Annotated in this window: 25 protein-coding genes; 16 read left to right on the forward strand and 9 right to left on the reverse strand. The window is 62.8% G+C overall.

Features of this window, described 5'->3' with window-relative positions:
* Positions 1 to 2: 2 nt before the first annotated feature.
* From clpA to icd, 3 genes are all read right to left on the reverse strand, one after another.
* Positions 3 to 2,324 (reverse strand): ATP-dependent Clp protease ATP-binding subunit ClpA, encoded by a 2,322-nt coding sequence (gene clpA, locus AC1DEK_RS01225; protein ID WP_478123377.1) that lies wholly within the window; start codon positions 2,322 to 2,324, stop codon positions 3 to 5.
* Positions 2,325 to 2,378: 54 nt separating this feature from the next.
* A complete protein-coding gene (clpS, locus tag AC1DEK_RS01230) occupies positions 2,379 to 2,738 on the reverse strand; it encodes an ATP-dependent Clp protease adapter ClpS (RefSeq protein WP_478123378.1) in 360 nt (119 codons plus the stop codon).
* Between the two features lie 205 nt (positions 2,739 to 2,943).
* On the reverse strand, positions 2,944 to 4,203 hold the full coding sequence (gene icd, locus AC1DEK_RS01235) for an NADP-dependent isocitrate dehydrogenase (protein ID WP_478123379.1): 1,260 nt from the start codon (positions 4,201 to 4,203) through the stop codon (positions 2,944 to 2,946).
* A 200-nt stretch (positions 4,204 to 4,403) separates the two neighbouring features.
* Here icd and AC1DEK_RS01240 point away from each other — a divergent pair, with 200 nt between their 5' ends.
* Both AC1DEK_RS01240 and AC1DEK_RS01245 read left to right on the forward strand, forming a co-directional pair.
* On the forward strand, positions 4,404 to 4,727 hold the full coding sequence (locus AC1DEK_RS01240; protein WP_478123380.1) for a cell envelope biogenesis protein TolA: 324 nt from the start codon (positions 4,404 to 4,406) through the stop codon (positions 4,725 to 4,727).
* 187 nt (positions 4,728 to 4,914) lie between these two features.
* Complete coding sequence (locus AC1DEK_RS01245; RefSeq protein ID WP_478123381.1) at positions 4,915 to 5,376, forward strand: DUF192 domain-containing protein; 462 nt, start codon at positions 4,915 to 4,917, stop codon at positions 5,374 to 5,376.
* Positions 5,377 to 5,449: 73 nt separating this feature from the next.
* Here AC1DEK_RS01245 and AC1DEK_RS01250 read toward each other — a convergent pair whose 3' ends face one another.
* Together AC1DEK_RS01250 and xseA are read right to left on the reverse strand one after the other, a co-directional pair.
* Positions 5,450 to 6,031 carry a superoxide dismutase gene (locus tag AC1DEK_RS01250; RefSeq protein WP_478123382.1) on the reverse strand — a complete coding sequence of 194 codons (582 nt, stop codon included), beginning with the start codon at positions 6,029 to 6,031 and terminating at the stop codon, positions 5,450 to 5,452.
* Between the two features lie 49 nt (positions 6,032 to 6,080).
* Positions 6,081 to 7,394 (reverse strand): exodeoxyribonuclease VII large subunit, encoded by a 1,314-nt coding sequence (xseA, locus tag AC1DEK_RS01255; RefSeq protein ID WP_478123383.1) that lies wholly within the window; start codon positions 7,392 to 7,394, stop codon positions 6,081 to 6,083.
* 310 nt (positions 7,395 to 7,704) lie between these two features.
* On the opposite strand from xseA, the gene AC1DEK_RS01260 reads away from it, so the two are divergent.
* From AC1DEK_RS01260 to adk, 6 genes are all read left to right on the forward strand, one after another.
* A complete protein-coding gene (locus AC1DEK_RS01260; RefSeq protein WP_478123965.1) occupies positions 7,705 to 8,337 on the forward strand; it encodes a MotA/TolQ/ExbB proton channel family protein in 633 nt (210 codons plus the stop codon).
* 2 nt (positions 8,338 to 8,339) lie between these two features.
* Positions 8,340 to 8,765 carry an ExbD/TolR family protein gene (locus AC1DEK_RS01265; RefSeq protein ID WP_478123966.1) on the forward strand — a complete coding sequence of 142 codons (426 nt, stop codon included), beginning with the start codon at positions 8,340 to 8,342 and terminating at the stop codon, positions 8,763 to 8,765.
* Positions 8,762 to 9,748 (forward strand): tetraacyldisaccharide 4'-kinase, encoded by a 987-nt coding sequence (gene lpxK, locus AC1DEK_RS01270; protein ID WP_478123967.1) that lies wholly within the window; start codon positions 8,762 to 8,764, stop codon positions 9,746 to 9,748. Before AC1DEK_RS01265 ends, lpxK begins: the two co-directional genes overlap by 4 nt.
* Complete coding sequence (locus tag AC1DEK_RS01275) at positions 9,729 to 9,911, forward strand: Trm112 family protein (protein ID WP_478123384.1); 183 nt, start codon at positions 9,729 to 9,731, stop codon at positions 9,909 to 9,911. Before lpxK ends, AC1DEK_RS01275 begins: the two co-directional genes overlap by 20 nt.
* 14 nt (positions 9,912 to 9,925) lie before the next feature.
* Complete coding sequence (kdsB, locus tag AC1DEK_RS01280) at positions 9,926 to 10,696, forward strand: 3-deoxy-manno-octulosonate cytidylyltransferase (RefSeq protein ID WP_478123385.1); 771 nt, start codon at positions 9,926 to 9,928, stop codon at positions 10,694 to 10,696.
* 109 nt (positions 10,697 to 10,805) lie between these two features.
* Entirely contained in the window at positions 10,806 to 11,462 is a 657-nt protein-coding gene (adk, locus tag AC1DEK_RS01285) for an adenylate kinase (RefSeq protein WP_478123386.1), read from the forward strand.
* 3 nt (positions 11,463 to 11,465) lie between these two features.
* Here adk and AC1DEK_RS01290 read toward each other — a convergent pair whose 3' ends face one another.
* Complete coding sequence (locus AC1DEK_RS01290) at positions 11,466 to 12,467, reverse strand: asparaginase (RefSeq protein ID WP_478123387.1); 1,002 nt, start codon at positions 12,465 to 12,467, stop codon at positions 11,466 to 11,468.
* 72 nt (positions 12,468 to 12,539) lie between these two features.
* Between AC1DEK_RS01290 and lexA the strand changes: the two genes are divergently transcribed.
* The 3 genes from lexA (at position 12,540) to AC1DEK_RS01305 (ending at position 16,018) form a co-directional block, all read left to right on the forward strand.
* A complete protein-coding gene (lexA, locus tag AC1DEK_RS01295) occupies positions 12,540 to 13,214 on the forward strand; it encodes a transcriptional repressor LexA (protein WP_478123968.1) in 675 nt (224 codons plus the stop codon).
* A gap of 627 nt (positions 13,215 to 13,841) precedes the next feature.
* Entirely contained in the window at positions 13,842 to 14,849 is a 1,008-nt protein-coding gene (locus AC1DEK_RS01300) for a D-2-hydroxyacid dehydrogenase family protein (RefSeq protein WP_478123388.1), read from the forward strand.
* Positions 14,846 to 16,018, forward strand: coding sequence for an MFS transporter (locus tag AC1DEK_RS01305; RefSeq protein ID WP_478123389.1), 1,173 nt, complete (start codon positions 14,846 to 14,848; stop codon positions 16,016 to 16,018). Before AC1DEK_RS01300 ends, AC1DEK_RS01305 begins: the two co-directional genes overlap by 4 nt.
* On the opposite strand, the gene AC1DEK_RS01310 is transcribed toward AC1DEK_RS01305, so the two are convergent.
* Entirely contained in the window at positions 16,008 to 18,182 is a 2,175-nt protein-coding gene (locus AC1DEK_RS01310) for a tetratricopeptide repeat protein (protein WP_478123390.1), read from the reverse strand. The genes AC1DEK_RS01305 and AC1DEK_RS01310 overlap by 11 nt on opposite strands.
* Before the next feature lie 146 nt (positions 18,183 to 18,328).
* Here AC1DEK_RS01310 and AC1DEK_RS01315 point away from each other — a divergent pair, with 146 nt between their 5' ends.
* The 5 genes from AC1DEK_RS01315 to AC1DEK_RS01335 are packed head-to-tail and all read left to right on the forward strand — an operon-like array spanning position 18,329 to position 23,859.
* Positions 18,329 to 19,849, forward strand: coding sequence for a 3-hydroxyacyl-CoA dehydrogenase (locus AC1DEK_RS01315; protein ID WP_478123391.1), 1,521 nt, complete (start codon positions 18,329 to 18,331; stop codon positions 19,847 to 19,849).
* Between the two features lie 32 nt (positions 19,850 to 19,881).
* Positions 19,882 to 20,661, forward strand: coding sequence for an oxepin-CoA hydrolase, alternative type (locus AC1DEK_RS01320; protein WP_478123392.1), 780 nt, complete (start codon positions 19,882 to 19,884; stop codon positions 20,659 to 20,661).
* A 56-nt stretch (positions 20,662 to 20,717) separates the two neighbouring features.
* Positions 20,718 to 21,440, forward strand: coding sequence for a Crp/Fnr family transcriptional regulator (locus AC1DEK_RS01325; RefSeq protein ID WP_478123393.1), 723 nt, complete (start codon positions 20,718 to 20,720; stop codon positions 21,438 to 21,440).
* A 17-nt stretch (positions 21,441 to 21,457) separates the two neighbouring features.
* Positions 21,458 to 22,546 carry a phosphotransferase gene (locus tag AC1DEK_RS01330; protein WP_478123394.1) on the forward strand — a complete coding sequence of 363 codons (1,089 nt, stop codon included), beginning with the start codon at positions 21,458 to 21,460 and terminating at the stop codon, positions 22,544 to 22,546.
* A gap of 41 nt (positions 22,547 to 22,587) precedes the next feature.
* Positions 22,588 to 23,859, forward strand: a complete 1,272-nt coding sequence (locus AC1DEK_RS01335) for an acyl-CoA dehydrogenase family protein (RefSeq protein ID WP_478123395.1) — start codon at positions 22,588 to 22,590, stop codon at positions 23,857 to 23,859.
* A gap of 68 nt (positions 23,860 to 23,927) precedes the next feature.
* Here AC1DEK_RS01335 and AC1DEK_RS01340 read toward each other — a convergent pair whose 3' ends face one another.
* Together AC1DEK_RS01340 and glmM are read right to left on the reverse strand one after the other, a co-directional pair.
* A complete protein-coding gene (locus AC1DEK_RS01340; RefSeq protein WP_478123396.1) occupies positions 23,928 to 24,431 on the reverse strand; it encodes a GNAT family N-acetyltransferase in 504 nt (167 codons plus the stop codon).
* Between the two features lie 12 nt (positions 24,432 to 24,443).
* Positions 24,444 to 25,778, reverse strand: coding sequence for a phosphoglucosamine mutase (gene glmM / locus AC1DEK_RS01345; RefSeq protein WP_478123397.1), 1,335 nt, complete (start codon positions 25,776 to 25,778; stop codon positions 24,444 to 24,446).
* Position 25,779: the final 1 nt, after the last annotated feature.

Consider the following 25,779-nt stretch of genomic DNA (forward strand, 5'->3'; position numbering starts at 1 on the left):
CCTCAGCCAGTTGCTGCTTCTTCGGCTTCCGGCTTTGCCTTGCCTTCTTTTTTCGCCAACGGCTGGATGTCCAGCTGCACTTCTTCCTTGTCGTCGAGGTCGACGGTCAAGCGACCGCCTTCCTGCAGGCGTCCGAACAGCAACTCGTCGGCCAAGGCACGACGGATCGTGTCCTGGATCAGGCGTTGCATCGGGCGCGCGCCCATCAGCGGATCGAAGCCCTTCTTTGCGAGATGCTTGCGCAGCCCATCGGTGAACGTCACGTCGACCTTCTTCTCGGCGAGTTGCGTCTCCAGCTGCAGCAGGAACTTGTCCACCACGCGCAGGATGATCTGCTCGTCGAGTGCCTTGAAGCTCACCGTCGCGTCCAGCCGATTGCGGAACTCCGGCGTGAACAGGCGCTTGATGTCGGCCATCTCGTCGCCGGACTGACGCGGGTTCGTGAAACCGATCGTCGCCTTGTTCATCGTCTCGGCACCGGCGTTGGTGGTCATGACGATGATCACGTTGCGGAAATCAGCCTTGCGTCCGTTGTTGTCCGTCAACGTCCCGTGGTCCATCACCTGCAGCAGCACGTTGAAGATGTCCGGGTGGGCCTTCTCGATTTCGTCGAGCAGGAGAACCGCATGGGGCTTCTTCGTGATCGCTTCGGTCAGCAGGCCGCCCTGGTCGAAACCGACGTAGCCGGGAGGCGCGCCGATCAGGCGGCTCACCGCGTGACGCTCCATGTACTCGGACATGTCGAACCGGATGAGCTCGATGCCCATGATGTAGGCAAGTTGCTTGGCCGCTTCGGTCTTGCCGACGCCCGTAGGACCGCTGAACAGGAACGATCCGATCGGCTTGTCCTCGCGACCCAGCCCGGAACGTGCCATCTTGACGGCCGAGGCGAGCACTTCGAGCGCCTTGTCTTGCCCGAACACCACGCTCTTGAGGTCGCGTTCGATCGTCTGCAGCTTGCCGCGGTCGTCATTCGACACGTTGGCCGGGGGAATGCGCGCGATCTTCGCGACGATTTCCTCGACTTCGGTCTTGCTGATGGTCTTCTTGCGCTTGTTCGCAGGAAGAATCCGCTGGGCGGCGCCGGCTTCGTCGATCACGTCGATCGCCTTGTCAGGCAGATGACGGTCGTTGATGTACTTGGCACTCAGCTCCGCTGCCGCTTGCAATGCAGCCACGCCGTACTTCACGCCGTGATGCTCCTCGAAGCGCGACTTCAGCCCCTTCAGGATGTCCACGGTTTCCTGCACCGTCGGCTCGACCACGTCGACCTTCTGGAAGCGACGCGACAGGGCCGCGTCCTTCTCGAAGATGCCACGGTACTCGGTGAAGGTGGTCGCGCCGATGCACTTAAGCTGTCCGCTCGAGAGCGCGGGCTTGAGCAGGTTCGACGCGTCGAGCGTGCCGCCCGAAGCCGCGCCCGCACCGATCAGCGTGTGAATCTCGTCGATGAACAGAATCGCGTTCGGCTTGTCCTTGAGCGACTTGAGCACGCCTTTCAGGCGCTGCTCGAAATCACCGCGGTACTTGGTCCCAGCCAGCAGTGCGCCCATGTCGAGCGAATACACGTTCGACTCGGCCAGGATTTCCGGCACGTCGTTTTGCGTAATGCGCCAGGCGAGGCCTTCGGCGATCGCCGTCTTGCCCACGCCAGCCTCACCCACGAGCAGCGGGTTGTTCTTGCGCCGGCGGCACAGGATCTGGATCACGCGCTCGACCTCGTACTCGCGGCCGATCAGCGGATCGATCTTGCCTTCCTTGGCAAGCTGGTTGAGGTTTTGCGTGAATTGCTCCAGCGGAGAAGATTTCTCGTTCTTCTCGCCGCCGCCCTCCTCGCCTTCGCCAGAAGACGCATCGCTGCTGCCCTTGGCAGCTTCCGGCGGATCGCTCTTCTTGATGCCGTGCGCGATGAAGTTCACCACGTCGAGACGCGTCACGCCCTGCTGATGCAGGTAGTAGACAGCATGCGAATCCTTTTCCCCGAAGATCGCGACCAGCACGTTGGCGCCGGTGACTTCCTTCTTGCCGTTGCCGGTGGACTGCACATGCATGATGGCGCGCTGGATCACGCGCTGAAAACCCAGTGTCGGCTGGGTATCGACATCGTCGGTACCCGCGACCTGTGGCGTGTTGTCCTTGATGAAATTGGTCAGCGACGCGCGCAGGTCGTCGACGTTTGCCGAGCAGGCGCGCAAGACCTCCGCGGCGCTCGGGTTGTCCAGCAAAGCGAGCAGCAGGTGCTCCACCGTGATGAACTCGTGGCGCTGCTGCCTGGCTTCGACAAAAGCCATGTGCAAGCTGACTTCCAGTTCCTGGGCAATCATGTGATTTCCTTTTGCCTTGCTGTAAATAATTTGTCAGATGGGTTGGAGAGTGATTTATTCAACCGGTTCACTGACGCATTGAAGTGGGTGCCCTGCCTGGTGGGCCGCTTCCATGACCTGATTGACCTTGGTAGCTGCCATGTCGCGGGAGTAGACACCGCACACGCCACGACCGTCGAGGTGAATCTTCAGCATGATCTGTGTCGCGGTTTCGCGGTCCTTGTTGAAGAACTCCTGGATCACGACGACGACGAATTCCATCGGCGTGTAGTCGTCGTTCAACATCACGACCTGGTACATCTGGGGCGGGGCGGTTTTCTGCGGCCGACGTTCTAGAACGACCGAGTCGCCATCGTCCCGTCCCGGCTTTGTGGCCGGCGGCGTCTTTGGGGTCGAGGGGATTCTGGTAGCCATGAAAATCATTTTATAGAGCAGCCGCGCGTTGCACTCGCTGTAGTGGCACAACTGGTGCCAGCTTTGTGACATTCAAGATGGATGCGGCGGAAGTGCGGCTGCCTTCATGCAAGCCTCGTGCCTTCCCGGCAACGAAAAAGCCCCGGCACCTTGCGGCCCGGGGCTCTGTGAGGCGAGGCGTCGAAGCTCGCTTCAGACAACTAAATTACATGTTGTCGATCATCACCTGCCCGAACCCGGAGCAGCTCACCTGGGTGGCGCCCTCCATCAGGCGGGCGAAGTCATACGTCACCTTCTTGCTTTCGATGGATTTTTCCATGGAGCTGATGATCAGGTCCGCAGCTTCCTTCCATCCCATGTGCCGCAGCATCATTTCGGCCGAGAGGATTTCGGAACCGGGATTCACGTAATCCTTGCCGGCGTACTTGGGGGCGGTCCCATGCGTGGCTTCGAACATTGCAACCGTGTCGCTCAGATTCGCGCCGGGCGCGATTCCAATCCCGCCGACTTGCGCAGCCAGAGCGTCGGAAACGTAGTCACCGTTCAGGTTCAGAGTGGCAATCACGCTGTATTCGGCGGGACGAAGCAGAATCTGTTGCAGGAACGCGTCAGCAATCGAATCTTTGATGGTTATTTCTTTGCCGTTTTTTGGGTTCTTCAAGCGCATCCACGGGCCGCCGTCGATCAATTCGGCGCCGAATTCCTTGGCAGCCAAGCCGTACGCCCAGTCACGGAAGGCGCCTTCCGTGAATTTCATGATGTTGCCTTTGTGTACGACGGTCACGCTCGGTTTGTCGTTGTCGATGGCGTATTGAATGGCTTTGCGAACCAGCCGCTCGGTGCCTTCACGCGAGACCGGCTTGATGCCAATGCCCGAAGTATTGGGAAAGCGAATCTTCTTGACGCCGAACTCATCCTGCAGGAACTTGATGAGTTTCTTTGCTTTTTCACTTTCGGCTTCGAACTCGATTCCCGCGTAGATATCTTCGGAGTTCTCGCGGAAGATCACCATGTTGGTCTTCTGTGGCTCCCTCACGGGACTGGGCACGCCTTCGAAGTACCGAATGGGGCGCAGGCAGACATAAAGGTCGAGTTCCTGCCGCAAGGCGACGTTCAGCGAGCGAATTCCGCCGCCGACCGGCGTGGTGAGCGGACCCTTGATCGACACCACGTAATCGCGAACGGCATGAAGCGTTTCTTCCGGGAGCCAGACATCGGGACCGTAGACCCTCGTCGATTTCTCGCCGGCAAAAACCTCCATCCAATGGATCTTGCGCTTGCCGCCATACGCCTTTGCAACTGCGGCGTCCACGACCTTCAGCATCACGGGCGTGATGTCCAGCCCCGTCCCATCTCCTTCAATGAACGGAATGACCGGCTGGTCGGGCACATTGAGCGAATTGTCCGCATCGACAGTGATCTTCTGGCCTTGGGCCGGAACTTTGATGTGCTGGTAGCTGGACATGAAGACGAAAACTCCGCGTTGCGTAAAAGCGTAAAAGCCTGGCAGACACTGAACTGCCGGGCCGCTGGATAGCTTTAGAATTTTAGACGCAACCGGAGGAGCCTGAGGAGTCTGTCAACCGCCGCCGCATGGGCGCCGTTGTTGGCTGACCTTCTGCTGGCCGGGAGGCGTTTTCAACCATTTCCAATGAGGAATTTGTAATGAGTAAAGTTCTCGCAGTCATGATGGCCGGCCTGTTCGCAGCAGCTGGCGCATACGCCCAAGGCGCCTCGACCTCGCAAGAAGCCGCCCCTCCGACTAACACCAAGCCGCAACAGCGCGCGCAAGAGCGCCGCTCGACCAAGCCGCAAGGTGAAGTTCGTCCGCAGGGCGGCGATCAACGCAACTCCTCCGAAGCCGTCGGCGTGGTGCCGAGCAAGGCCACGGCCGCTGGCCAGGCTCGCGCCGACACCCGCAGCGATCGTCGCCGCGATCGCCACGGCAACGTTCGCAAGATGAACCCGCAAGGCGGCACCCCCCAATAATCGGGATTGCTCCCAATCGGAAAAGCGTTCCTCGGGAGCGCTTTTTTTTCGCCGGCAACGCCCTGTCGCGGACGTCAGGTCCACGACAGCAATTTGACGGGGTTAAGAGGTAAGCTCAAAGAACAATTGGTCGATGCCCGCATAGCGCGGGCATTCTTGTTTGCGTCGCCATCGTGAAAGTCGATCCATGTTTCAGCGTTTTTTTTCGTTTCTTCTGTTGTCAGTCTCGCTGGTGACTTTTGCGCACGCGCAAGAGCCACAAAGGCCACAAAGCAATCTTCCCCGAGTCAGGCTGACCGCCGGCATGTATCAAATCGACGCGCAAGTCGCGCACACGCCGACGCAACGCGAGATCGGGCTTATGTTCCGCAAGGACATGCCGCAGGCGGAAGGAATGATCTTTGTCTTCGAACAACCCGCCACGCAGTGCTTCTGGATGAAGAACACTCTGCTGCCGCTGACGGCCGCCTTCGTGGCTGAAGATGGGCGCATCGTGAATCTGGCGGACATGAAGCCGATGACAGAAGATTCGCATTGCTCGAAGGAACCGGTGCGCTTCGTGCTGGAGATGAACCAGGGATGGTTCGCACGCAAGAACATCAAGGAAGGAACGAAGCTCGGCGGGGAATTGTTCACCCAGAAGCGCTGAGACTCCAAACCGCTCGTACCCAACAAAAAGCCGACCCGGAGGTCGGCTTCTCGTTGTGTGCGAAGACCCTGGATCAACCGAAGTTCTTCGCTGCGAAATCCCAGTTCACCAGCTTGGCGAGGAAGGTCTCGACGAACTTCGGACGCAAGTTGCGATAGTCGATGTAGTACGCGTGCTCCCAGACGTCGACCGTCATCAGCGCCTTGTCGTCGGTCGTCAGCGGCGTGCCGGCGGCGCCCGTATTGACGATGTCCACCGTGCCGTCAGGCTTCTTCACCAGCCACGTCCAGCCTGAGCCAAAGTTGCCCACGGCAGATTTGACGAAGGCTTCCTTGAAGGCTGCGTAGCTACCCCACTTGGCATCGATGGCCTTGGCGAGCGCACCGCTGGGTTCGCCGCCGCCGGACGGCTTCATGCAGTTCCAGAAAAACGTGTGATTCCAGGTTTGCGCTGCATTGTTGTAGATGCCGCCGCTGGACTTCTTCACGATTTGCTCGAGCGTCATGTTCTCGAACTCCGTGCCCTTTTGCAGGTTGTTCAGGTTCACGACGTAGGCGTTGTGATGCTTGCCGTAGTGGTACTCGAGAGTTTCCTTGGAGTACTCGGGCGCCAGCGCGTCCATCGGGTATGGCAGAGGAGGAAGAACGTGTTCCATGTTGTAGCTCTCGGGGTTGGTTGTGGGACGGACGATTCTAGAAAGGAAATCAGACACTCGGCGTCGGACGCCTTCCTTTCGTTTCGGTCTTCGACACGGTCAATTCGGCAATCCCATCTGCGAGCTGCGCACGGACATCGTCGCCAGGGGCGAGGTCCTCGACACTGGTGACGGCGTGTCCCTGCGCATCGGTGAGCCACGCATACCCCCGTCGAAGCACCAGAGCCGGATCGAGCAATTGCAGACGCAGCGCAGCGCGGTTGAGATGCTGATGCTGCCGGTCCAATGCTGCGTGCAGCTTTATGGGAAGTCCGGCTTCCAGGGCTTGCTGCGCCTGTCCGAGCCGGTCCATCCGCGACAGCACTGCGAAGTGCAGCCGCTGGGCGTGGTGCGCGAGCCGCAATCGTTGCCGGGCGACCAGCTCAGAGGGGCGACCGAGCCGGCCCGCCGTCACATCGAGCCGCTGGTTCGAAGCATCCAGCCGCGCCAGGGTCGCTCCGCGGAGTCGGTCTTCCAGCAGTTCAAGGGCGTCCAACCACAGATCGCGCGGCGCGGCGACCATTTCGGCAGCCGCAGTCGGCGTTGGCGCGCGCACGTCCGCGCAGAAATCAGCGATGGTGAAGTCGGTCTCATGCCCGACACCGCTGATCACCGGGACAGGGCTGCGCACGATGGTGCGCGCAAGCGACTCGTCATTGAAGGCCCAGAGATCCTCGATGGAACCACCCCCGCGCACCAGCAGGATCACGTCCACTTGCGGTGCCACGGCATACAGCGACTGCAGTGCCCGCACGAGTTCGCCCGGCGCGCCCGCGCCCTGCACAGCGGCCGGTGCCAGCACGACCGAAATTTGCGGTACGCGCCTGCGCAGTGCCGTAGCGACGTCGTGAAGCGCTGCCGCGCCCAGCGAGGTGACCAGGCCGATGGTGCGCGGCATCGTCGGCAACGCTCGCTTTCGAGTTGGATCGAAGAGGCCTTCCGCTTCCAGTTTGGCCTTGCGCTGGAGGAACTGCTCGAAGAGTGCGCCCTGCCCTGCGCGACGCAGGCTTTCCACCACCAGTTGGAGATCGCCGCGCGGCTCATACACCGCGAGCCGACCGCGCACTTCGACCTGGTCGCCGTCGCGCGGCGAGAAGTCCAGCAGGCTCGCCGCGCGACGGAACATCGCGCAACGCAACTGTCCTGCTTCGTCCTTCAGAGAGAAATAGCAGTGGCCACTGGAGGCGCGCGAGAAGCCGGAAATTTCTCCGCGCACTGAGACTGGGTTGAAGCGCGCGTCCAAGGCATCGGCGACGGCCCGGCAAAGTGCTCCGACCGCCCAGACGCGCCCGCCGGCCGCAGGTGTTTGCTCACGTCCGTTCATGCCTCACCTGCGTGACAAGCGAAAACCTTCCACAACCGGGCAGGAGGTCGCTGCGACAACTCATCCATGCACAGCGCGGGCGCATGTTCCCGTGCAAGTCATTGATTTTTATGAAGAAAGCGGTGCTCAAATATCGCTCGATTTAAGGGAAGGCCCATCTGGTGCGGGTTCGGGCGAGTTGCCCAGGCCGTTAATCACAAAGTTATCCACAGATTCTGTGCGCCCTCACCTACACGGGAGCCGCGCCGGAATACAGGTCAGCAAGGTGGATAATCGCCGCGCATTTGCAGTCCATGGGCCGGAGGAATTCTTGTTTTCCATCATAGTTGCTGCGGGTTGGCCGATCTGGCCTTTGCTCGCTTGTTCGATCGTCGGCCTGGCACTCGTCATCGAGCGATTCGCCAGCCTGAAGACTTCCAAGGTCTTGCCTCCCAAGCTGCTCGACGAAGCTATCGCGGTGTCGCGCAGCGCGATCCCCGGCCCTGATGTTGTGACCAAGCTCGAAAAGAATTCCGGCCTCGGCGAAGTGCTTGCTGCGGGCTTTCGTGCGCTCAATGTCAACCCGACCTCCAGCGAAGATGACTTGCGCGTGTCGATGGAAGCGGCCGGGCGCGTGGTCGCCCATCGCCTCGAACGCTATCTGCCCGCCCTGGCGACCATTGCTTCGGCTGCACCGTTGCTGGGCCTGCTCGGCACCGTCATCGGGATGATCGAGATCTTCGGCGCGCAGTCGGTCTCCAGCGGCGCCGTCGGATCCGGCAACCCGGCGCAGCTTGCGCATGGCATCTCGATTGCGCTCTACAACACCGCGTTCGGGCTCATGATTGCGATTCCGGCGCTGATTTTCTGGCGCTACTTCCGCAGCCGGGTCGACGAATACCTGCTGAACCTCGAGCTCTCGGGCGAGCGCTTTGCACGCCATCTGAACACGCTGCGCCGATGAGAATGCACTTTCGCCACGGCTCGCGCGAGGAACCGGAGATCAACCTGATTCCGTTCATCGACGTCCTGCTGGTCGTGTTGATTTTCCTGATGCTGTCCACGACGTACAGCAAGTTCACCGAGATGCAGTTGCGCCTGCCGGTCGCGGATGCGGAAGCGCAGCGCGACTACCCGAAGGAACTGATCGTGGCCGTGTCGTCCGATGGGCGCTACTCGATCAACAAGAGCGTTCTGCCGGACCGCAGCGTGGAAGGCGTAGCGGCGGCGCTGGCCGCTGCCACCGGCGGAGCAACGGACCGCGTCGTGATCATCAGCGCCGACGCCAGCGCAACCCACCAGTCCGTGATCACCGTCATGGAAGCGGCGCGCCGGGCGGGTCTGATACAGATCACCTTCGCAACACAGTCAGCCGCGCAGGCGGGACGATAGCCTTGGCGTCGTTGCGGCAGGCTTGGCTGCAACGCGGAGCGCTCGCACGGCTGCTGTGGCCGCTGTCGCAGTTGTATGGTGCGATCACCGGGCTCCGGCGCTGCCTGTATCGACTCGGAATCCTGCGAACCACACGAGTTGGCGTGCCCGTGGTGGTCGTCGGCAATGTCATCGCCGGAGGGTCCGGCAAGACGCCTGCGGTGATGGCCATCGTGCGGCATCTTCAAACGCGCGGTATCCACGCCGGTGTCGTATCGCGCGGCCATGGGCGAGTCACCGACGATTGCCGGGAAGTCCTCGATGACAGCCATCCTCGTGACGTCGGCGATGAACCCGCGCTGATCCGGCGCTCGACGCGAGTCCCGGTCTTCGTTGCACGGCGGCGCGTTGACGCGGCGATCGCGCTTCTGGCTCGGTATCCGACCACCGAGGTCATCGTGAGCGACGACGGCCTGCAGCATCTCGCCATGGCTCGCGATGTCGAGATTTGCGTTTTCGATGACCGGGGCATCGGAAACGGATGGCTGCTCCCCGCTGGACCTTTGCGCGAAAAGTGGCCGCGTCATTGCGATTTGGTGCTTCACACGGGCGGCCGGCCGGCGTTCGACGGCTTCACTGCACGGCGAATGCTGGCCGACTACGCCGTCCGAAAAGACGGCACGACGATTCCGCTGAGCGATCTTCAATACCAAAATCTCGACGCGGTGGCGGCGATCGCCAAGCCAGAAGCCTTTTTCGACATGCTGCGCGAGCGGGGCTTGCACCTCGAACAATGCATCGCACTTCCGGACCATGACGATTTCGACAACTGGAATGCGCCCGCGACCGGCCGCACGCTGCTCTGCACCGAAAAGGACGCCGTAAAGCTCTGGTGCAAAGTGCCCGACGCATTGGCGGTACCGCTCGTCTTCGAAACGTCGGATGCGTTCTTCGCAGCGCTGGACGCAAAGCTATCATCGCGCGATGGACACCAAGCTGCTTGAACTGCTCGTCTGCCCCGTGACCAAGGGGCCCCTCACTTGGAACGCTGAGAAGCAGGAGCTGGTCTCGCGCAGCGCACGCCTCGCATATCCGGTGCGCGACGGTATTCCGGTGCTGCTCGAAGCGGAAGCCAGGACGCTTTCCGACGAAGAGCTGGGCCTTTGACCGGGCGGGCTGAATTGAACGCGGCGTTCGTCGTCCTGATCCCCGCCCGGCTCGCATCGACCCGACTGCCGGACAAGCCGCTGGCTGACATCGCCGGGCTGCCCATGGTCGTGCGCGTTGCCCAGCGCGCCTTGGTATCAGGCGCCCAGCGCGTCGTGGTGGCGGGAGACGACCCGCGCATCATTGCCGCATGCGCGGCGCATGGCGTGCAGGCGCTGCTGACTCGCACCGATCACGCCAGCGGAAGCGATCGCCTTTCCGAGGCGTGCGCGCAGCTCGGCCTCGCGGACGACGCCATCGTCGTGAACGTGCAAGGCGACGAACCGTTGATCGAGCCGACGTTGATCGACGCGGTCGCACGAACTCTGGCGGACCATCCCGACGCAGCGATGAGCACCGCGGCGCACGCGATCGATTCGCCCGAGGAATTCGCCAATCCCAACGTGGTCAAGACCGTGCTCGACGCCAAGGGCTATGCGCTCTACTTCAGCCGAGCCCCAATCCCCTGGTGGCGCGACGGCTTCGCGGCGCTGGGGCCGAAAGCAGTGCCGACGTCGCCGCCGGCCTTGAGGCACATCGGCATCTACGGCTACCGCGCTGGATTCATCCGGCAGTTTCCGGGCCTGCCTCCTGCGCCCGTCGAAACCACCGAAGCCCTCGAACAACTTCGAGCGCTCTGGCATGGTCATCGCATCGCTGTCCACATCACCTCGGATGCTCCCGGCCCCGGGATCGATACGCCAGAGGATCTCGCGCGAGTTCGCGCCCTTCTCGCTGCTGGCTAGCTTCGTTTTAGCGGGGGGAGCGCATGCTATCCTCGCCGCAATTCCGCCTGGGAAATCCTATGGGAGGCAGCATGGCGCGACATAAATCGAAAAACCTTCCGAGGACACCATGAGACTGATTTTGCTGGGCGCCCCGGGTGCGGGCAAGGGCACGCAAGCGGCCTTCATTTGCCAGAAATACGGCATTCCCCAAATCTCGACCGGCGACATGCTTCGCGCCGCGGTCAAGGCCGGTACGCCGCTTGGCCTGCAGGCACAGTCCGTCATGGCATCGGGCGCGCTGGTGAGCGACGATCTCATCATCAACCTCGTCAAGGAACGCATCGCGCAGCCCGATTGCGCCCAAGGGTTTCTCTTCGACGGCTTTCCACGGACGATCCCCCAAGCCGAAGCGATGCGCTCGGCCGGCGTCAAGCTCGACTACGTGCTTGAAATCGACGTTCCTTTTTCCGACATCATCGAACGCATGAGCGGTCGCCGCTCACACCCGGCGTCTGGCCGCACCTACCACGTGAAGTTCAATCCGCCCAAGGTCATCGGCAAGGACGACCTGACGGGCGAAGACTTGATCCAGCGAGAAGACGACAAGGAAGAGACGGTTCGCAAGCGGCTCGAGGTCTACAGCCAGCAGACGCGGCCGCTGGTCGACTACTACTCGCAGTGGGCCAAATCCGACCCGGCTGCGGCACCCAAGTACCGCTCCATCAGCGGTGTCGGAACGGTGGACGACATCACTCAGCGCGCGCTGGCTGCACTGAGCTCCTGATCTTCATGGCGATGGCCGCCCCGCCAGCAGCTCCAGCACGAGCTCGATGCGCGCCTTGACCGGCGTCAGTGCGCCTGCATCCCGAAGAAGCTCGTTCTGTCTTGGCAAGATGCGCCCCTGCGCACAGCGCGTAGCGCGGACGACCGACACGCCCGCGGCCTGAGCCCGCAAAGCAGCGGCTTCCAGGGCGTGATGCAGGGTTCCGTTTCCGGTGGCGGCAAGCACGAGCCCATCAAGCACTTCGGATGACCCCAACTCACGCTCTCGCACCAAGGCATCGACGATGCTGCCGCGCGCATCCGCATGGCTCATCAGGACCTCGACGCGCGGCCACTTGCGCGCGGCAACCACGCGACTGAAGACCTCGTGGGCGGCTGGCGCGGGGGCCGGCCATGTCCGCACTAGTCGAACACTCCCCTCCTCGACGTAACCCAACGGTCCGGCATCGCCGGAGGCGAAGGCATCGAGCCGGTACGTGTGCACCTTCTGGACGTCGACCGCACCGTGCATGGCCCCGGCGCAGACGGCCACGACACCGCGCGCGCCCTGGGTGGACGCAACGACGATGGAGTCGCACACATTCTGCGGACCGTCCGGCACCAGCGCGCTGGCGGGCCGCATCGCGCACGTGAGCACCACAGGTTTCACCGATGCGGATGCAATGACGGAATGCAGAAAATACGCGGTTTCCTCCAGCGTATCGGTTCCGTGGGTGATGACGAGCCCTGACACATCGGGCTGCGCCAACCAGTGCACACACCGCTGCGCGAGCTTCTGCCAGATTGCAAAACTCATGTCCTTGCTGTCGATCTGCGCCACCTGTTCGGCCGCGAGTTCCACGCCAGCCGGCGCTTTGATTCCACCCAGCAGTTCCTCGACGCCCACTTGGCCGGCCGTATACCCGATGTTGTCGGCCGAAGACTCGGCGCGGCCTGAGATCGTGCCGCCTGTTCCCAGCACGATCACCTTGCGGATGCGCTCGTCGCCTTGTTTGATTTCATTCATGACTTGCCAACCACAGAAAACTGGTTAAAAATACAGGTACTGGATATTCAGCCAGTTCCTTCAGGAGCCCACATGCAGTTCGCAGTCAAGCTTACCGCCCGCCAGCAGCAGATTCTGGATTTGATCCAAAGCGCCATCGCGCGCACCGGTGCGCCTCCCACTCGCGCAGAGATCGCGGCTGAACTGGGCTTCAAGTCTGCCAACGCAGCCGAAGAGCATTTGCAGGCGCTCGCGCGCAAGGGGGTGATTGAACTCGTCAGTGGCACGTCGCGCGGTATCCGCCTCAAGGGCGATGCATTGCGCGCGCTCAACGAGTCCCGAAACAGCCAATTTTCCTTGTCCCTTCCGGGTATGGCACAACTCGCGCTGCCGCTGATCGGCCGAGTGGCAGCCGGCTCGCCGATCCTGGCTCAAGAACACGTCGACCAAACCTACTATGTCGAAAACACGCTGTTCCAGCGGCAACCCGACTATCTGCTCAAGGTGCGCGGGATGTCCATGCGCGACGCCGGCATCATGGACGGCGATCTGCTGGCGGTGCAGGCCACGAAGGAAGCCCGCAACGGCCAGATCGTGGTCGCCCGCCTGGGCGATGAGGTCACTGTCAAACGGCTCAAGCGCAACAAGCAAGTCATCGAACTGCACGCCGAAAACCCTGACTACCCCACCATCGTTGTTCAACCGGGTGAGCCCTTCGAGATCGAAGGCCTCGCTGTCGGACTGATCCGCAACACGATGTTGATGTAACCCTTCGACCATCCTGCAAGCGAACTCGGCCTGCACCCGTGTTCGCCTCGTTGACGGCCGCGACAGGTGGCGGGCGTATGGCGTAGTGCCATCACCCTGTCGTGGCCAATGAAAGCAATCCTGCCTATGTTCAATCTCTGACTTTTCTGGAGTTCACATGGGAATCGCTCTTCTTAGCATCGTCGACCTGATCTCGCCTCTGCAGACATTGGCCAGCCGATGGATGCCAACGCGTCGGTCAAGCCACATCAGCACGGCGGGCTTGCGCTATGTCGGGGTTCGGCCAAGCTGCGGGTTGCGCCAAAGTCCGGCGACTCGCGAGGATGCGCCGAGCTCGGCGGCACGGCCGCTTCGAGTCGTGCGGATGGTCGATGCCCAGCAAACCGGTCGCCATCCAGGCCGGGTGGTGATTTCCGGCCGCATGGCGGACGTATGCGCCGAGCTCGACAGGCTCGTAGCACTCGAGGCCGCCGCCTCTCCCCCGTCGCCAGGCCTTCGCGCTCATCTGCATTGACGGCAGAGAAGCCCGCAAGCGCGCTGCTCTCGCCGCAAAATTGTTCAAGATAAGCGGAGGCCAGGCAGTGCGCCGACACAGCACGTGGGCGGTGCGAGGCACAATGGCACGCCATGAACATTGTGATCCTCGACGATTATCAGGACGCGGTGCGCAAGCTCAAGTGCGCAGCCAAGCTCGACGCTTATGCGGCCAAGGTCTACACCAACACAGTCAAGGGCATCGGGCAACTCTCGGTCCGCCTCAAGGATGCCGAAGTGATTGTGTTGATCCGTGAGCGCACCAACATCTCCAGGCAACTCATCGAAAAGCTGCCGAAGCTGAGACTCATCTCCCAGACAGGTCGCGTCGGCAGTCACGTCGACGTGAATGCCTGTTCCGAGTTCGGCATCGCCGTCGCCGAAGGCTCGGGCTCGCCGCTGGCCCCGGCCGAGCTGACCTGGGCCCTGATCATGGCCGCCATGCGCCGGCTGCCCCAATACATCAGCAACCTGAAGCACGGCGCCTGGCAGCAGTCGGGCCTCAAGTCGGCGTCGATGCCTCCGAACTTCGGCCTGGGCTCGGTGCTCAAGGGCAAGACGCTCTGCATCTGGGGGTATGGTCGCATCGGCCAATTGGTCGCTCGCTATGGGCAGGCTTTCGGCATGCAGGTGGTCATCTGGGGCCGGGAGCAAAGCTGCGCCAAGGCAAGGTCCGACGGCTTCCAGGTCGCATCGGACCGAGACACCTTCTTTGCCGCGGCCGATGTCCTGTCGGTTCACCTGAGGCTGACGGAAGAGACGCGGGGGCTTGTGACGCTCGAAGACCTGTCGCGCATGAAACCGACGGCGCTGTTCGTGAACACGTCGCGCGCGGAGCTTGTCGAGCAAGACGCTCTTCTTGCTGCGCTCAATCGTGGTCGGCCTGGCCTCGCCGCCATTGATGTGTTCGAAAGCGAGCCGCCGCTGCAAGGCCACGCGCTGCTCCGCCTCGAAAACTGCATCTGCACGCCACACATCGGCTATGTCGAGCAAGACAGCTACGAGATGTACTTCGGGCAAGCCTTCGACAACGTCGTCAGCTTCATCAAGGGCAATCCGACCAACATCGTCAATCCTGGCGCGCTGCAGGTCCGGCGTTGAGACAGTCGGCACCGTCGGCCGCGCTGTGGTCCCTGCTGGCTGGCAACTTCGTGATCGGCACGGGCGTGATGGTCGTGCCCGGAACGCTCAATGAGCTCAGTGCATCACTGCAGGTCAGCGCTGCAACCGCCGGCCAGTTGATCACCGCCGCGGCGGTCGTGATGTGTCTCGGGGCTCCGTTGCTTGCCGCCGTTGTCGCCGGGTGGGATCGCCGCGTGTTGCTGACCTGCACGATGCTCTGGTACGCGGGCGGGCACCTTGTTGCGACCCTGATGCCGAACTTCGTCGGACTGCTTGTCGTCCGGATGTTGACGGTGGTGGCGCCAGCCATCTTCACGCCGCAGGCAGCCGCTTGTGTCGGTCTCCTGGTGCCGAACGAACAACGCGGGCGTGCCGTCACTTTCGTCTTTCTCGGATGGTCGATGGCGTCGGTGCTGGGGCTTCCGATCGGCGCGCTGATAGGCGGCCATTTCGGGTGGAGGCCCGCATTCCTGCTGATCTCGATGTTGTCGCTCGTGAGCGCCATCTGGGTCTGGCGGCAACTGCCCTCCGGCATTCGACCCGCTGCGTTGTCGCGCGAGTCGTGGGGCCGTGTGCTCAAAAGTCCTTTGCTGATGGGTGTGGTGTGCGTCACCGCGCTGCAGGGGTCCGGCCAGTTTGTCTTGTTCAGCTATTTCGCCCCGCTGCTTAAGCAGCAGCTGGGTGCAAACGCCACTCAACAGGGTCTCATGTGGGCATGGTTCGGCGCTTGCGGCGTGGTGGGCAACGTGCTCGTCAGCCGCTACATCGACCGTGTGGGGCCACCGCGCATGGTCTTGCTGACGACGGCGTTGATCGCTTTGAGTTTGCTGCTCTGGCCGCTCGGCGTCACGCTGGCGTGGCTAGCGCTGCTGCTGACGCCATGGGGGCTGGGCTGCTTCGCGACCAATTCGGCGCAACAGGCGCGCCTGGTGTCGCTCGAGCCTTCGCTTGCGCCTGGCTCGGTCGCACTGAACAGTTCAGGGATCTACATCGGTCAGGCCATCGGTGCAGCAGCCGGAGGCTGGCTCCTCGCTAACGACGAATCCGCATGGATGAGCTGGGTTGGCTTTGCGACGATGCTCTTTGCCATTGCGCTCAGCATCGCCGTCGAAAAGGCGCAGCGGCGCGCCCCCGCTTTCAGCGCTTGATGATCGGGCGCGGGGCGATTTCCGCTTCGGTGCTCGGATCGAAGAGTTCGAAGTCGATCAGATGCGGGTCGGTCGAAGGCGCTGGCGGCGCCTTGGGCTGCTCGAGCGGCGTCGGCATCGTCTCGTAAGCCGTTTTGTCGAATTCGGCAAGATCGAGTTCAAGCGGAGGCCTCTCTGGCCTTGGCGCCGGAGCATCGACGTCTGCCGGCAGCGTCGCCGGTGCATCCGGGATCAGCACGGTGTCATGTTGCAAACGCTCGTCGATCGACCCATAGATCGACGGCGGAAGGACAGGACCGTCCTCTATTGCAGGCGGCTCCGTTTCCGGGCCGAGAGGCGCAGTCGCCGTCAGCTCGCCATCATGCCCATAGGTGTCCGCAAACGCCTGCGGCGTGACCAGGACCGGCGGCGCGCTCGCGGGTTCGATGACTTCCTTGGCCAGGGAATAGAGCAGCAGAAGCTCCTGGTAGGCGGCAAGATCGAAGGCCCCGTCCTCGTGGACACCGGGCTTTCGGAAGATCAGTTCTTCGACAAAGGCCAAAGTGCTCGGCGCAGGCCATTGCGATTCGATGCGCGCCAGGGCGCTTCGATAATGTTCGAGGCCCTTGCCCGTATCCGTGAAATTCTCGAATGCGGGCACGTCGGCATTGAATGCCCGCTCGAACTCTTCGGCGACGCCGGCGTAGTCGTCCTCGCGCCCGAGCGCATGGTAGATCCGCAAAAGGTCGAGGTACGCCAGCGCACTGGTGCCCGGGTTGGCTTCGATGTGCTCCCGCAAAACCGAAATGGCCTGATCGTGCTGGCCCAGCGAGAGGAAGAAATCCGACTGCTGCTGCACGTCCAGGAGTTCTTCGGTATTGACGAGCCGCGCCGGCACGCTGTCCAAGGCGCGAGAGGGATGCGGCGGCTCGCCGAAATCACTGTCGGCCTGATCCGGCTGATCGGGTATGGCAAACGGCTTGGCACCGAAGGTCGACACACCGAGGCTGCGCTTGCGCGGCTGCTCATGCTGCTCCGAATCGGGATCCGGGTCCAAATCCTCATCTTCGTCAAGCAAACCGCCGTGCCGCCGAACGCGCTTCGCTCCGAGCTTTGGCATCGGGTCGCCACGCTTCAATTCCGAATCACCCCACCACGCGGGCGCCACCGCCCTGCGCGACATGCGCCACAGCAGCAGTATGCCGACCAGAGCCAACAACAATGCGAGGAGCAGCGCGTAGACGAGCGGATTGCGATATTGGCTTTCGCGTGCCTGTGCCAGTTCGCTCCGCATATCGGCCAGTGCGCGCTGGTTCTGCGCCGTTTGCTCGCGCATGGCAGCTAAGGTGGCATCCATTTCCTTGGCGCGTTGGGCATCGCGCCCGGCCTGCTCGGCGGCAGGATCCAGGGCGCCCCAGAGAGCGGCGGCCGCGGCCCGGCGAGTCGGATCCTCTACGGCCGGCAAGCTCAATTGGCTGGTCGATTTCAGGCCCGCGTCTTTTGCCGGCTCCGGCTCCAACGCATCCACCTGGAGTCGAGGTCCTGCGGCGACGGGTGCCGCCTTCGCCGGCTGAGCAGCCGGGGATGCCTGAGCCACATTGACAGCACGCGAAGCGGCCGGCGCCTGAACGACGGCAGCGCGACGAGGTGCGGGCGAGGCGCTTGGTTTGCGCTGCGCGGACGTTGCCGGATCGCGGTCGGATGTCGAGTCGGCCGATGCCGCAGAGCGTTTCGCCCCCGTCGCCGCCCCATCGGAACCGGACGCTCCGCCGCTGCCGGCCGTACGCGACACCGGGCGCAGGGATGCCCGCGGTGCGGTCGCCACTTCTACGGAGGCGCGAGCACTGGCAAACGCAACAGCCGGCGGCGTCACGTCCGAAGGCACATCCGCAAGCAGCACATAGCTCCGGCTCGTCTTCGTGTCGCACCCGGCGCGGACGGTCACCGTGACGACCGGTTCTTCGACGGGGACTGTCGAGCGCACCCGGATGTTCGAATTGCCCGGACTCCCGCCTGATTCCAGCGATACAGTCACTCGCCGGTCGAGCATGGGCGTGTCCCCTTGCAAGATATCGGCGTTGAGGCATAGGGAGCCTCCGTCCTCGGTGGCTGCCAGCGAGATCGGGATCACCATGTCGATCGGCTTGCCGATCCAGACGGCGCCCTGGGGCCGGCCTATCGTCAAGGCGGATGATTCGAGGACGACCCCGAAAAGAAGCAGGCTCGCCGCCAAGCGTGGAAATCGCAAAATAGGCTTCAAGAAGCAATCAAAAGTTGACACATTCTGACATGTGCGTCAGGGACCCCGACCCACGGAGAGACAATTATCAAATGACTGTGAACTTTTCCAACACCGCCGTGATCGGCGCCGGCGCAATGGGGCGAGGCATTGCCCAAATCGCTGCCCAAGCCGGAAGCAAGGTCTTCCTTCTGGACAGCTTCGAAGGCGCAGCTCTGCGCGGCCGCGACGCCATTCTTGCCCAATGGCAAAAGCAACACGAAAAAGGCAAGCTCGACGCGACACAACGCGATGAGTTGTCCAGCCGCGTGACCGCCGTCGATTCGATGCAGGAGCTCGCCGGCTGCGATCTCGTGATCGAGGCGGTGATCGAAGACCTCGAGGTCAAGCGTCGTTTGTTCAGCGATCTCGAAGCCGCCGTCGCGCCTTCGGCGACCTTGGTCACCAACACATCGTCCCTCTCAGTCACTGCCATTGCCGCCGCGCTGAAACATCCCGAGCGCATGGCCGGCTTTCATTTCTTCAACCCGGTCCCGCTGATGAAAGTCGTGGAGGTGGTAGCCGGTTTCAAGACGGACCCTGAAGTCTGCCGCCGGCTTTCAGGCTATGCCAAGCAGATGGGCCACAGCGCGGTCCAGGCGAAGGACACGCCCGGTTTCATCGTCAACCACGCGGGGCGCGGCTACGGCACCGAAGCATTGCGCATCGCCAGCGAAGGGGTCGCGGATTTCGCGACGATCGACCGCATCCTCAAGGATCAGGCGGGCTTCCGACTCGGGCCCTTCGAGTTGCTGGACCTGACGGCGCTCGACGTCTCGCACCCAGTCATGGAGTCGATCTATCGCCAGTACTACGACGAACCGCGATATCGCCCGAGCGTGATCACGGCACAACGGCTGGCCGCCGGCGCGCTGGGCCGCAAGACGGGCGAAGGCTTCTATCGCTATGTCGACGGTGCCATTCAACAGACCCCCGAGGCGCCATCGCCCACCGTCGACGCCATGCCGGCGGTTTGGGTGTCTCCCCGCGCAGCCCGGCGCCCTGAGCTGCTGCGGCTGGTGCATGCGCTTGGCGCCCAACTCGAAAGTGGTGCAACGCCCTCTCCTTCCGCGCTGATCCTGGTTGCGCCCCTTGGCTTCGATGTGACAACCGTGGCGGCCGTCGAACGGCTTGACGCCACGCGCACCGTCGGCATTGACATGATGGTCGATGATGCCGCGACCAAGCGGCGCGTCATCGCAACCAATCCTGCAACACGCCGGGACATGCGCGACGCGGCGCATGCACTGTTCGCGCGCGACGGCAAGGCAGTCAGCGTGATCCGCGACAGCGGTGGCTTCGTCACGCAACGCGTGGTCGCCACCATCGTGAACATCGCCTGCGACATGTGCCAGCAAGGCGTTTGCACGCCCGCCGATCTCGACTTGGCGGTGCGGCTCGGCCTCGGCTATCCGCAAGGTCCGTTGGCAATGGGTGACTTGTACGGCCCGACCAACATGCTGGAGGTGCTGTTCAACTTGCAGACCGTGTACGGCGACCCGCGCTATCGCCCGAGCCCTTGGCTGCGCCGCCGCGGAGCGCTCGGCCTGAGCCTCACACATCAAGAAGAGTAAAGAGCAGAACCCTGAGACACACGAGACCACCCATGACCGCAGAACTCAAGAGCACCACAGAAGGCAGCACGATGGTGCTGACGCTTTCCAACCCATCGCAGCGCAATGCGCTCGGGCCCGAGATGTACGCGGCAGGCATCGAGGCGCTCAACGGCGCCGAGAACAGTGCTGAGATCCGCAGCGTCGTCTTCGTCGGCGAAGGCAAATGGTTCTGCGCGGGCGGATCCCTGCAACGGCTCCAGAACAACCGGACGCTCGATCCCTCGGTGCAGGCCGAAAGCATCGAGGCATTGCACACCTGGATCGACACGATCCGCACGTTTCCCAAGCCTGTCATCGCCGCGGTCGAAGGAGCGGCCGCAGGCGCGGGCTTTTCGTTGGCGCTGGCGTGCGACTTGGTCGTGTCCGCACGCGACGCCGTCTTCGCGGCGTCATACAGCAATGTCGCACTGTCGCCGGACGGCGGTCTGAGTTGGCATCTCGGACGGATGCTGCCCCGCCAACTGGCCAGCGAATGGCTCATGCTGGGCGAGCGCCTCGATGCATCGCGCCTGCATGCATTGGGCCTGATCAACGAGATCACCGAAAACGGCCAGGCTCTTTCAGGTGCTCTCGCGCTTGCCGCAAAGCTCAATGCGCGCGCGCCGAACTCGATGGCAAGCATCAAGGAACTGCTCGGTGAAGCTCGCGGCGCCACCCTCGTTTCGCAGCTGTCGGCAGAGCGTGACCACTTCGTTCGCAATCTTCATCACGCGAATGCGGGTATTGGCATCGCCGCCTTTCTCGACAAGCAAACACCACGTTACGAATAGCAGCAGGTCGCTCTCGCGACAGCCCCTACCTCCTTCAGTCACCGACAGGACAGTCCATGGACGACCCCATTCTTACCATCGAAGAACGAGAAGCGATCAACGGTGGTCGCTGGTTTTCTTCACTTTCCCCCTCACTGCGCCACGACATCCTCCGATGTGCATTCGTCAAACGCTACAAGGACGGCGAACTGATTGCCGCTCGCGGCGATCCGCCCGAGCAGTGGATCGCGTGTGCGAAGGGTGCCGTGCGTGTGAGTTCGACCGCGGTGTCGGGCAAGCAGGTCACGCTGACCTATGTGGAGCCGGGCATCTGGTTTGGCGACGTGGCGATCTTCGACGGGGATCGGCGCACGCACGATGCCTATGCGCATGGCGATTCGACGATTCTTTGCGTGGCGCGTGCGGATTTCCAGAAGATCCTGGCCAATCACATCGAGCTCTACGAAGCGCTGATGCGGCTTCAGGCGCGTCGCATTCGGCAGTTGTTCGGGCTGGTCGAGGATCTCAATACCCTGCCCTTGCGAGCGCGCCTTGCCAAGCAACTCGTCCATTTGGTTCGCAGCTACGGCGTGCCGAATCTCGCGGACGGCAGCCAGATGCGCATCGGTCTGCAGCTCGCCCAGGAAGAGCTCGCCCAATTGCTCGGCGCGTCGCGTCAACGCGTCAACCAGGAACTGAAGGCCATGGAGCGCGAGGACGCGATCCGCATCGAACCAGCCGGTCTGGTGGTGCTCGATCGCTCGGCGCTGATGCGCATTTCGGAAGCCGACGACCAATAACTCAAGACTGCAGAGACATGACCCAGGACTTCGACAAATTCGTCGGCACGCGTGCCGTCTCTCCGCAGCACGTCGTCGACGTCGACGCGCTGACCGCATGGCTCGAAAGGAACCTCGATGGCTTCAAGGGACCGCTCACGATCGAGATGTTCAAGGGCGGCCAGTCCAATCCGACGTACAAGCTGGTCACGCCCACGCAGAGCTATGTGATGCGCGCCAAGCCGGGTCCTGTCGCCAAGCTGCTGCCTTCCGCTCATGCCGTCGAGCGCGAATTCAAGGTCATGAGCGGCCTTGCAGGTACCGACGTGCCGGTTCCGCGCATGTACTGCCTTTGCGAAGACGAGGCGGTCATCGGCCGCGCCTTCTATGTCATGGAGTTCATGGCCGGACGCGTTCTGTGGGACCAAGCTCTGCCCGGCATGAGCAATGCCGAGCGCACCGCAATCTACGACGAAATGAACCGGGTGATCGCGGCGCTGCATTCGGTGAAGTTCGCCGAGCGCGGCCTTGCGGAATACGGCAAGCCGGGCAACTACTTCGAACGCCAGATCGGCCGCTGGAGCAAGCAGTACGTGGCGTCCGTCACGCAGCCGATTCCGGAGATGGATCGGCTGATGGAATGGTTGCCGGCGCACATCCCGGCCAGTGCCCGCGACGAGAAGATGACTTCGATCGTCCATGGCGACTACCGCCTGGACAACCTGATGTTCCACGCTACCGAGCCGCGTGCAATCGCCGTGCTCGACTGGGAGCTGTCGACGCTGGGCCATCCGCTTGCCGACTTCAGCTACCACTGCATGTCATGGCACATCGCGCCCGGTTCATTCCGCGGCATTGGTGGGCTCGACCTCAAGAGCCTCGGCATCCCGACCGAGAGCGAGTACATCCGCAAGTACTGCGACCGAACCGGCATCACGACGCCCGAGGCGCTCGCACCCGACTGGAACTTCTATCAGGCCTACAACCTGTTCCGCATGGCAGCGATCTTGCAAGGTATTGCCAAGCGGGTCGAGGCCGGCACTGCGTCCAGCGAGCAGGCAGTGGCTTCCGGCCGCGGCGCGCGCCCGATGGCCGAAATGGCATGGCAATTCGCAGAACGGGCATGAGCTCGCGATGAGCGCCTGAACCCTTAACACCAGGAGACGAAATGGACTTCGAATATTCGGCCAAAACCAAAGACTTGCAGAAGCGCGTCGCGGCCTTCATGGAAGACTACATCTACCCCGCTGAAGCCGAGTATTCGGCCGAACTCGCGGCGAACACGGCCGCCGGCAAGCGGTGGACCGCACTCAACACCGTCGAGAAGCTCAAGACCAAAGCCAAGGCGGCCGGCTTGTGGAATCTGTTCCTGCCGGTCGACAGCGCCGCGGCATCGGGCTACGAAGGCGCGGGCCTGACCAATCAGGAATACGCACCGCTCGCCGAAATCATGGGACGTGTGCCATGGGCAAGCGAGGCTTTCAACTGCTCGGCGCCCGACACCGGCAACATGGAAACGATCGCGCGCTACGGCTCCGACGAGATCAAGGCACGCTGGCTCAAGCCACTGCTCGAAGGCCAGATCCGCTCTGCGTTTGCAATGACGGAACCTGACGTGGCATCGAGCGACGCCACCAACATCTCGACCCGGATCGAGCGCCAGGGAGACGAGTACGTCATCAACGGCCGCAAATGGTGGATCTCGGGTGCTGCCGACCCGCGCTGTGCGGTCTTCATCACGATGGGCAAGTCGGAACCTGACGCGCCCAGGCATTCACAGCAGAGCATGGTGATCGTGCCGGCCGATACCAAAGGCATTCGCATCGTGCGGCCACTCAATGTCATGGGCTACGACGATGCGCCACACGGGCACGTCGAAATGTATTTCGAGAATGTTCGCGTGCCAGTGGGCAACATCCTGCTGGGCGAGGGCCGCGGCTTCGAAATCGCACAAGGCCGGCTTGGCCCTGGACGCATTCACCACTGCATGCGCTTGATCGGGCTGGCGGAGCGCGCCCTCGAACTGATGTGCAAGCGCGCCTCGTCGCGGGTGGCTTTCGGCAAGACGGTTGCATCGCAGACCGTAACGCAGGAACGCATCGCCGAAGCGCGTTGCAAGATCGACATGGCGCGGCTGTTGACCCTCAAGGCCGCGTGGCTCATGGACGTCGCCGGCAATAAGGTCGCAAAGACTGAAATCGCAATGATCAAGGTCGTGGCGCCCAGCATGGCCTGCCAGGTCATTGATTGGGCCATGCAGGTCCACGGCGGCGGCGGCATGTGCGACGACTTCCCGCTCGCCTACGCCTACGCCGGCGCGCGCACGCTGCGCTTTGCGGATGGTCCGGACGAGGTCCATCGCAACGCCATCGCAAAGTGGGAACTCGGCAAGTACGCGCCGAGCAAGGGCGACGAAGGAATGCCCGTCACTCGCTTCTAATCCAGAAACACCGCGGAACTGGCTTTGCCAGGCCGCTGGTGTTGCCCCCGGTCAGAGGGGGTGGGCGGCTACACGAAGTGAGCCAACCTGGGGGCGAGCTTTTTCTCCAGGAATATGGCGCTGCCGAAGGCAGGGTCGAGCTGGAAGCTGGCGAAGCCTTCGCGCTCATACGCTCGCAGCGCGCTCCGATTTCCGGAAAGCACCTCCAATGTGAGCTTGCACGCGCCGCGCGTTCGTGCCTCCGCCTCGACGTGCGCGAACATGCGCTGCGTGACCCGCTGCCCGCGATGAGTGGCCAACACCACGACGTCGTGGACGTTCACGAGCGGCTGACACGCAAAGGTAGAAAAGCCCTCGATGCAGTTGATGAGGCCCACAGCCTGCTCACCGTCATAGGCCAGCACGCTGAAGGCTTGCGGGCGTGCTGCCAAGGCTTCGGGCAAGCCGGCCAGCACGCTGGGGGCAAGCGGAGTTCCACCGCCAGCAGGATCCCGCGCATAGGTGTCAAGCAAGTCGACCAGTGCGCGTGCATGCGCGGGATTGCGGTAGTCCGCCGTCAAGACGTTGATCATGGCCGCCCCACTTCAACCGGCTTCGACTGCTGCGACCAACCGCCGCGCGCACGCCTCGGCTTGCGCGGCATCCTTGGCCTCGACCATCACGCGAAGAAGCGGCTCGGTGCCGCTGGCGCGAATCAGCACGCGGCCTGAGTCGCCCAGTTCAGCCTCGGCGCGCTCCGTTTCGGCCGCGAGCACCCGGTTGGCCTTCCAATCCTGGCCCTCGCTCAACCGAATATTGATGAGTGTTTGCGGAAAGAGCGTCACGCCCGCGAGCAGTTCAGCCACGCTGCGGCCGCTTCGCACGCATGCTTGAAGCACCTGCAGCGCGCTGACGATGCCGTCGCCCGTGGTGTGGCGATCTAAGGCCAGCAGGTGGCCCGAGCCTTCGCCGCCGAGCAGCCAATTGCGCTTGTCGAGTTCTTCCAGAACATAGCGGTCACCGACCCGGGCCCGCACGAATTCGATCCCGTGAGCCCTCAGGCCCATCTCGACCGCCTTGTTGGTCATCAGCGTGCCGACGACACCAGCGGGCTTTTCGCCGCGCGCGATGCGCTCCATCGCCATCAGGTACAGCAGCTCATCGCCATTGAAAAGCCGCCCGCTGGCATCGACCAGTTGCAAACGATCGGCGTCGCCATCGAGCGCGATGCCGTAGTCGGCACCTTGCGTCTTCACGGCATCGATCAAGGCTTGCGGATGCGTCGCCCCGAAATCCTTGTTGATGTTGAGACCGTCCGGTGCGCATCCGATGCTCGTCACTTCCGCGCCCAACTCGTGAAAGACGGAAGGCGCCACTTGGTAGGCGGCGCCGTGCGCTGCGTCAACGACGAGCTTGTGATTTCGCAGCGTCAGGTCGGTGGCGAAGGTGCTCTTGCAGAATTCGATGTAGCGCCCGGGCGCGTCGTTCAGGCGTCGCGCCTTGCCGAGATTCTTTGAATCGACCCAGACTGGTGGCTCCTTCAACACGGCTTCGACCGCCAGCTCCCATTCGTCGCTGAGCTTGGTGCCCTGCGCGCTGAAGAACTTGATGCCGTTATCTGGGTAGGCGTTGTGACTGGCGCTAATGACGACGCCGAGACTCGCGCGTTGCGCCCGCGTCAGGTAGGCCACGCCCGGAGTGGGCAGCGGCCCGAGCAGAACGACATCGACACCCGCGGAATTGAACCCGGACTCGAGCGCCGACTCCAGCATGTACCCGGAGATGCGGGTGTCCTTGCCAATCAGCACGGTCGGCCGCGCTTCCGACTTCTTGAGCACACGGCCGACGGCGTGGGCAAGGCGCAATACAAAGTCAGGCGTGATCGGCGCTTGCCCGACCGTTCCGCGAATGCCATCGGTTCCGAAATACTGCCTTGTCATC

It is taken from the genome of Variovorax sp. 10N420 (assembly GCF_056394705.1).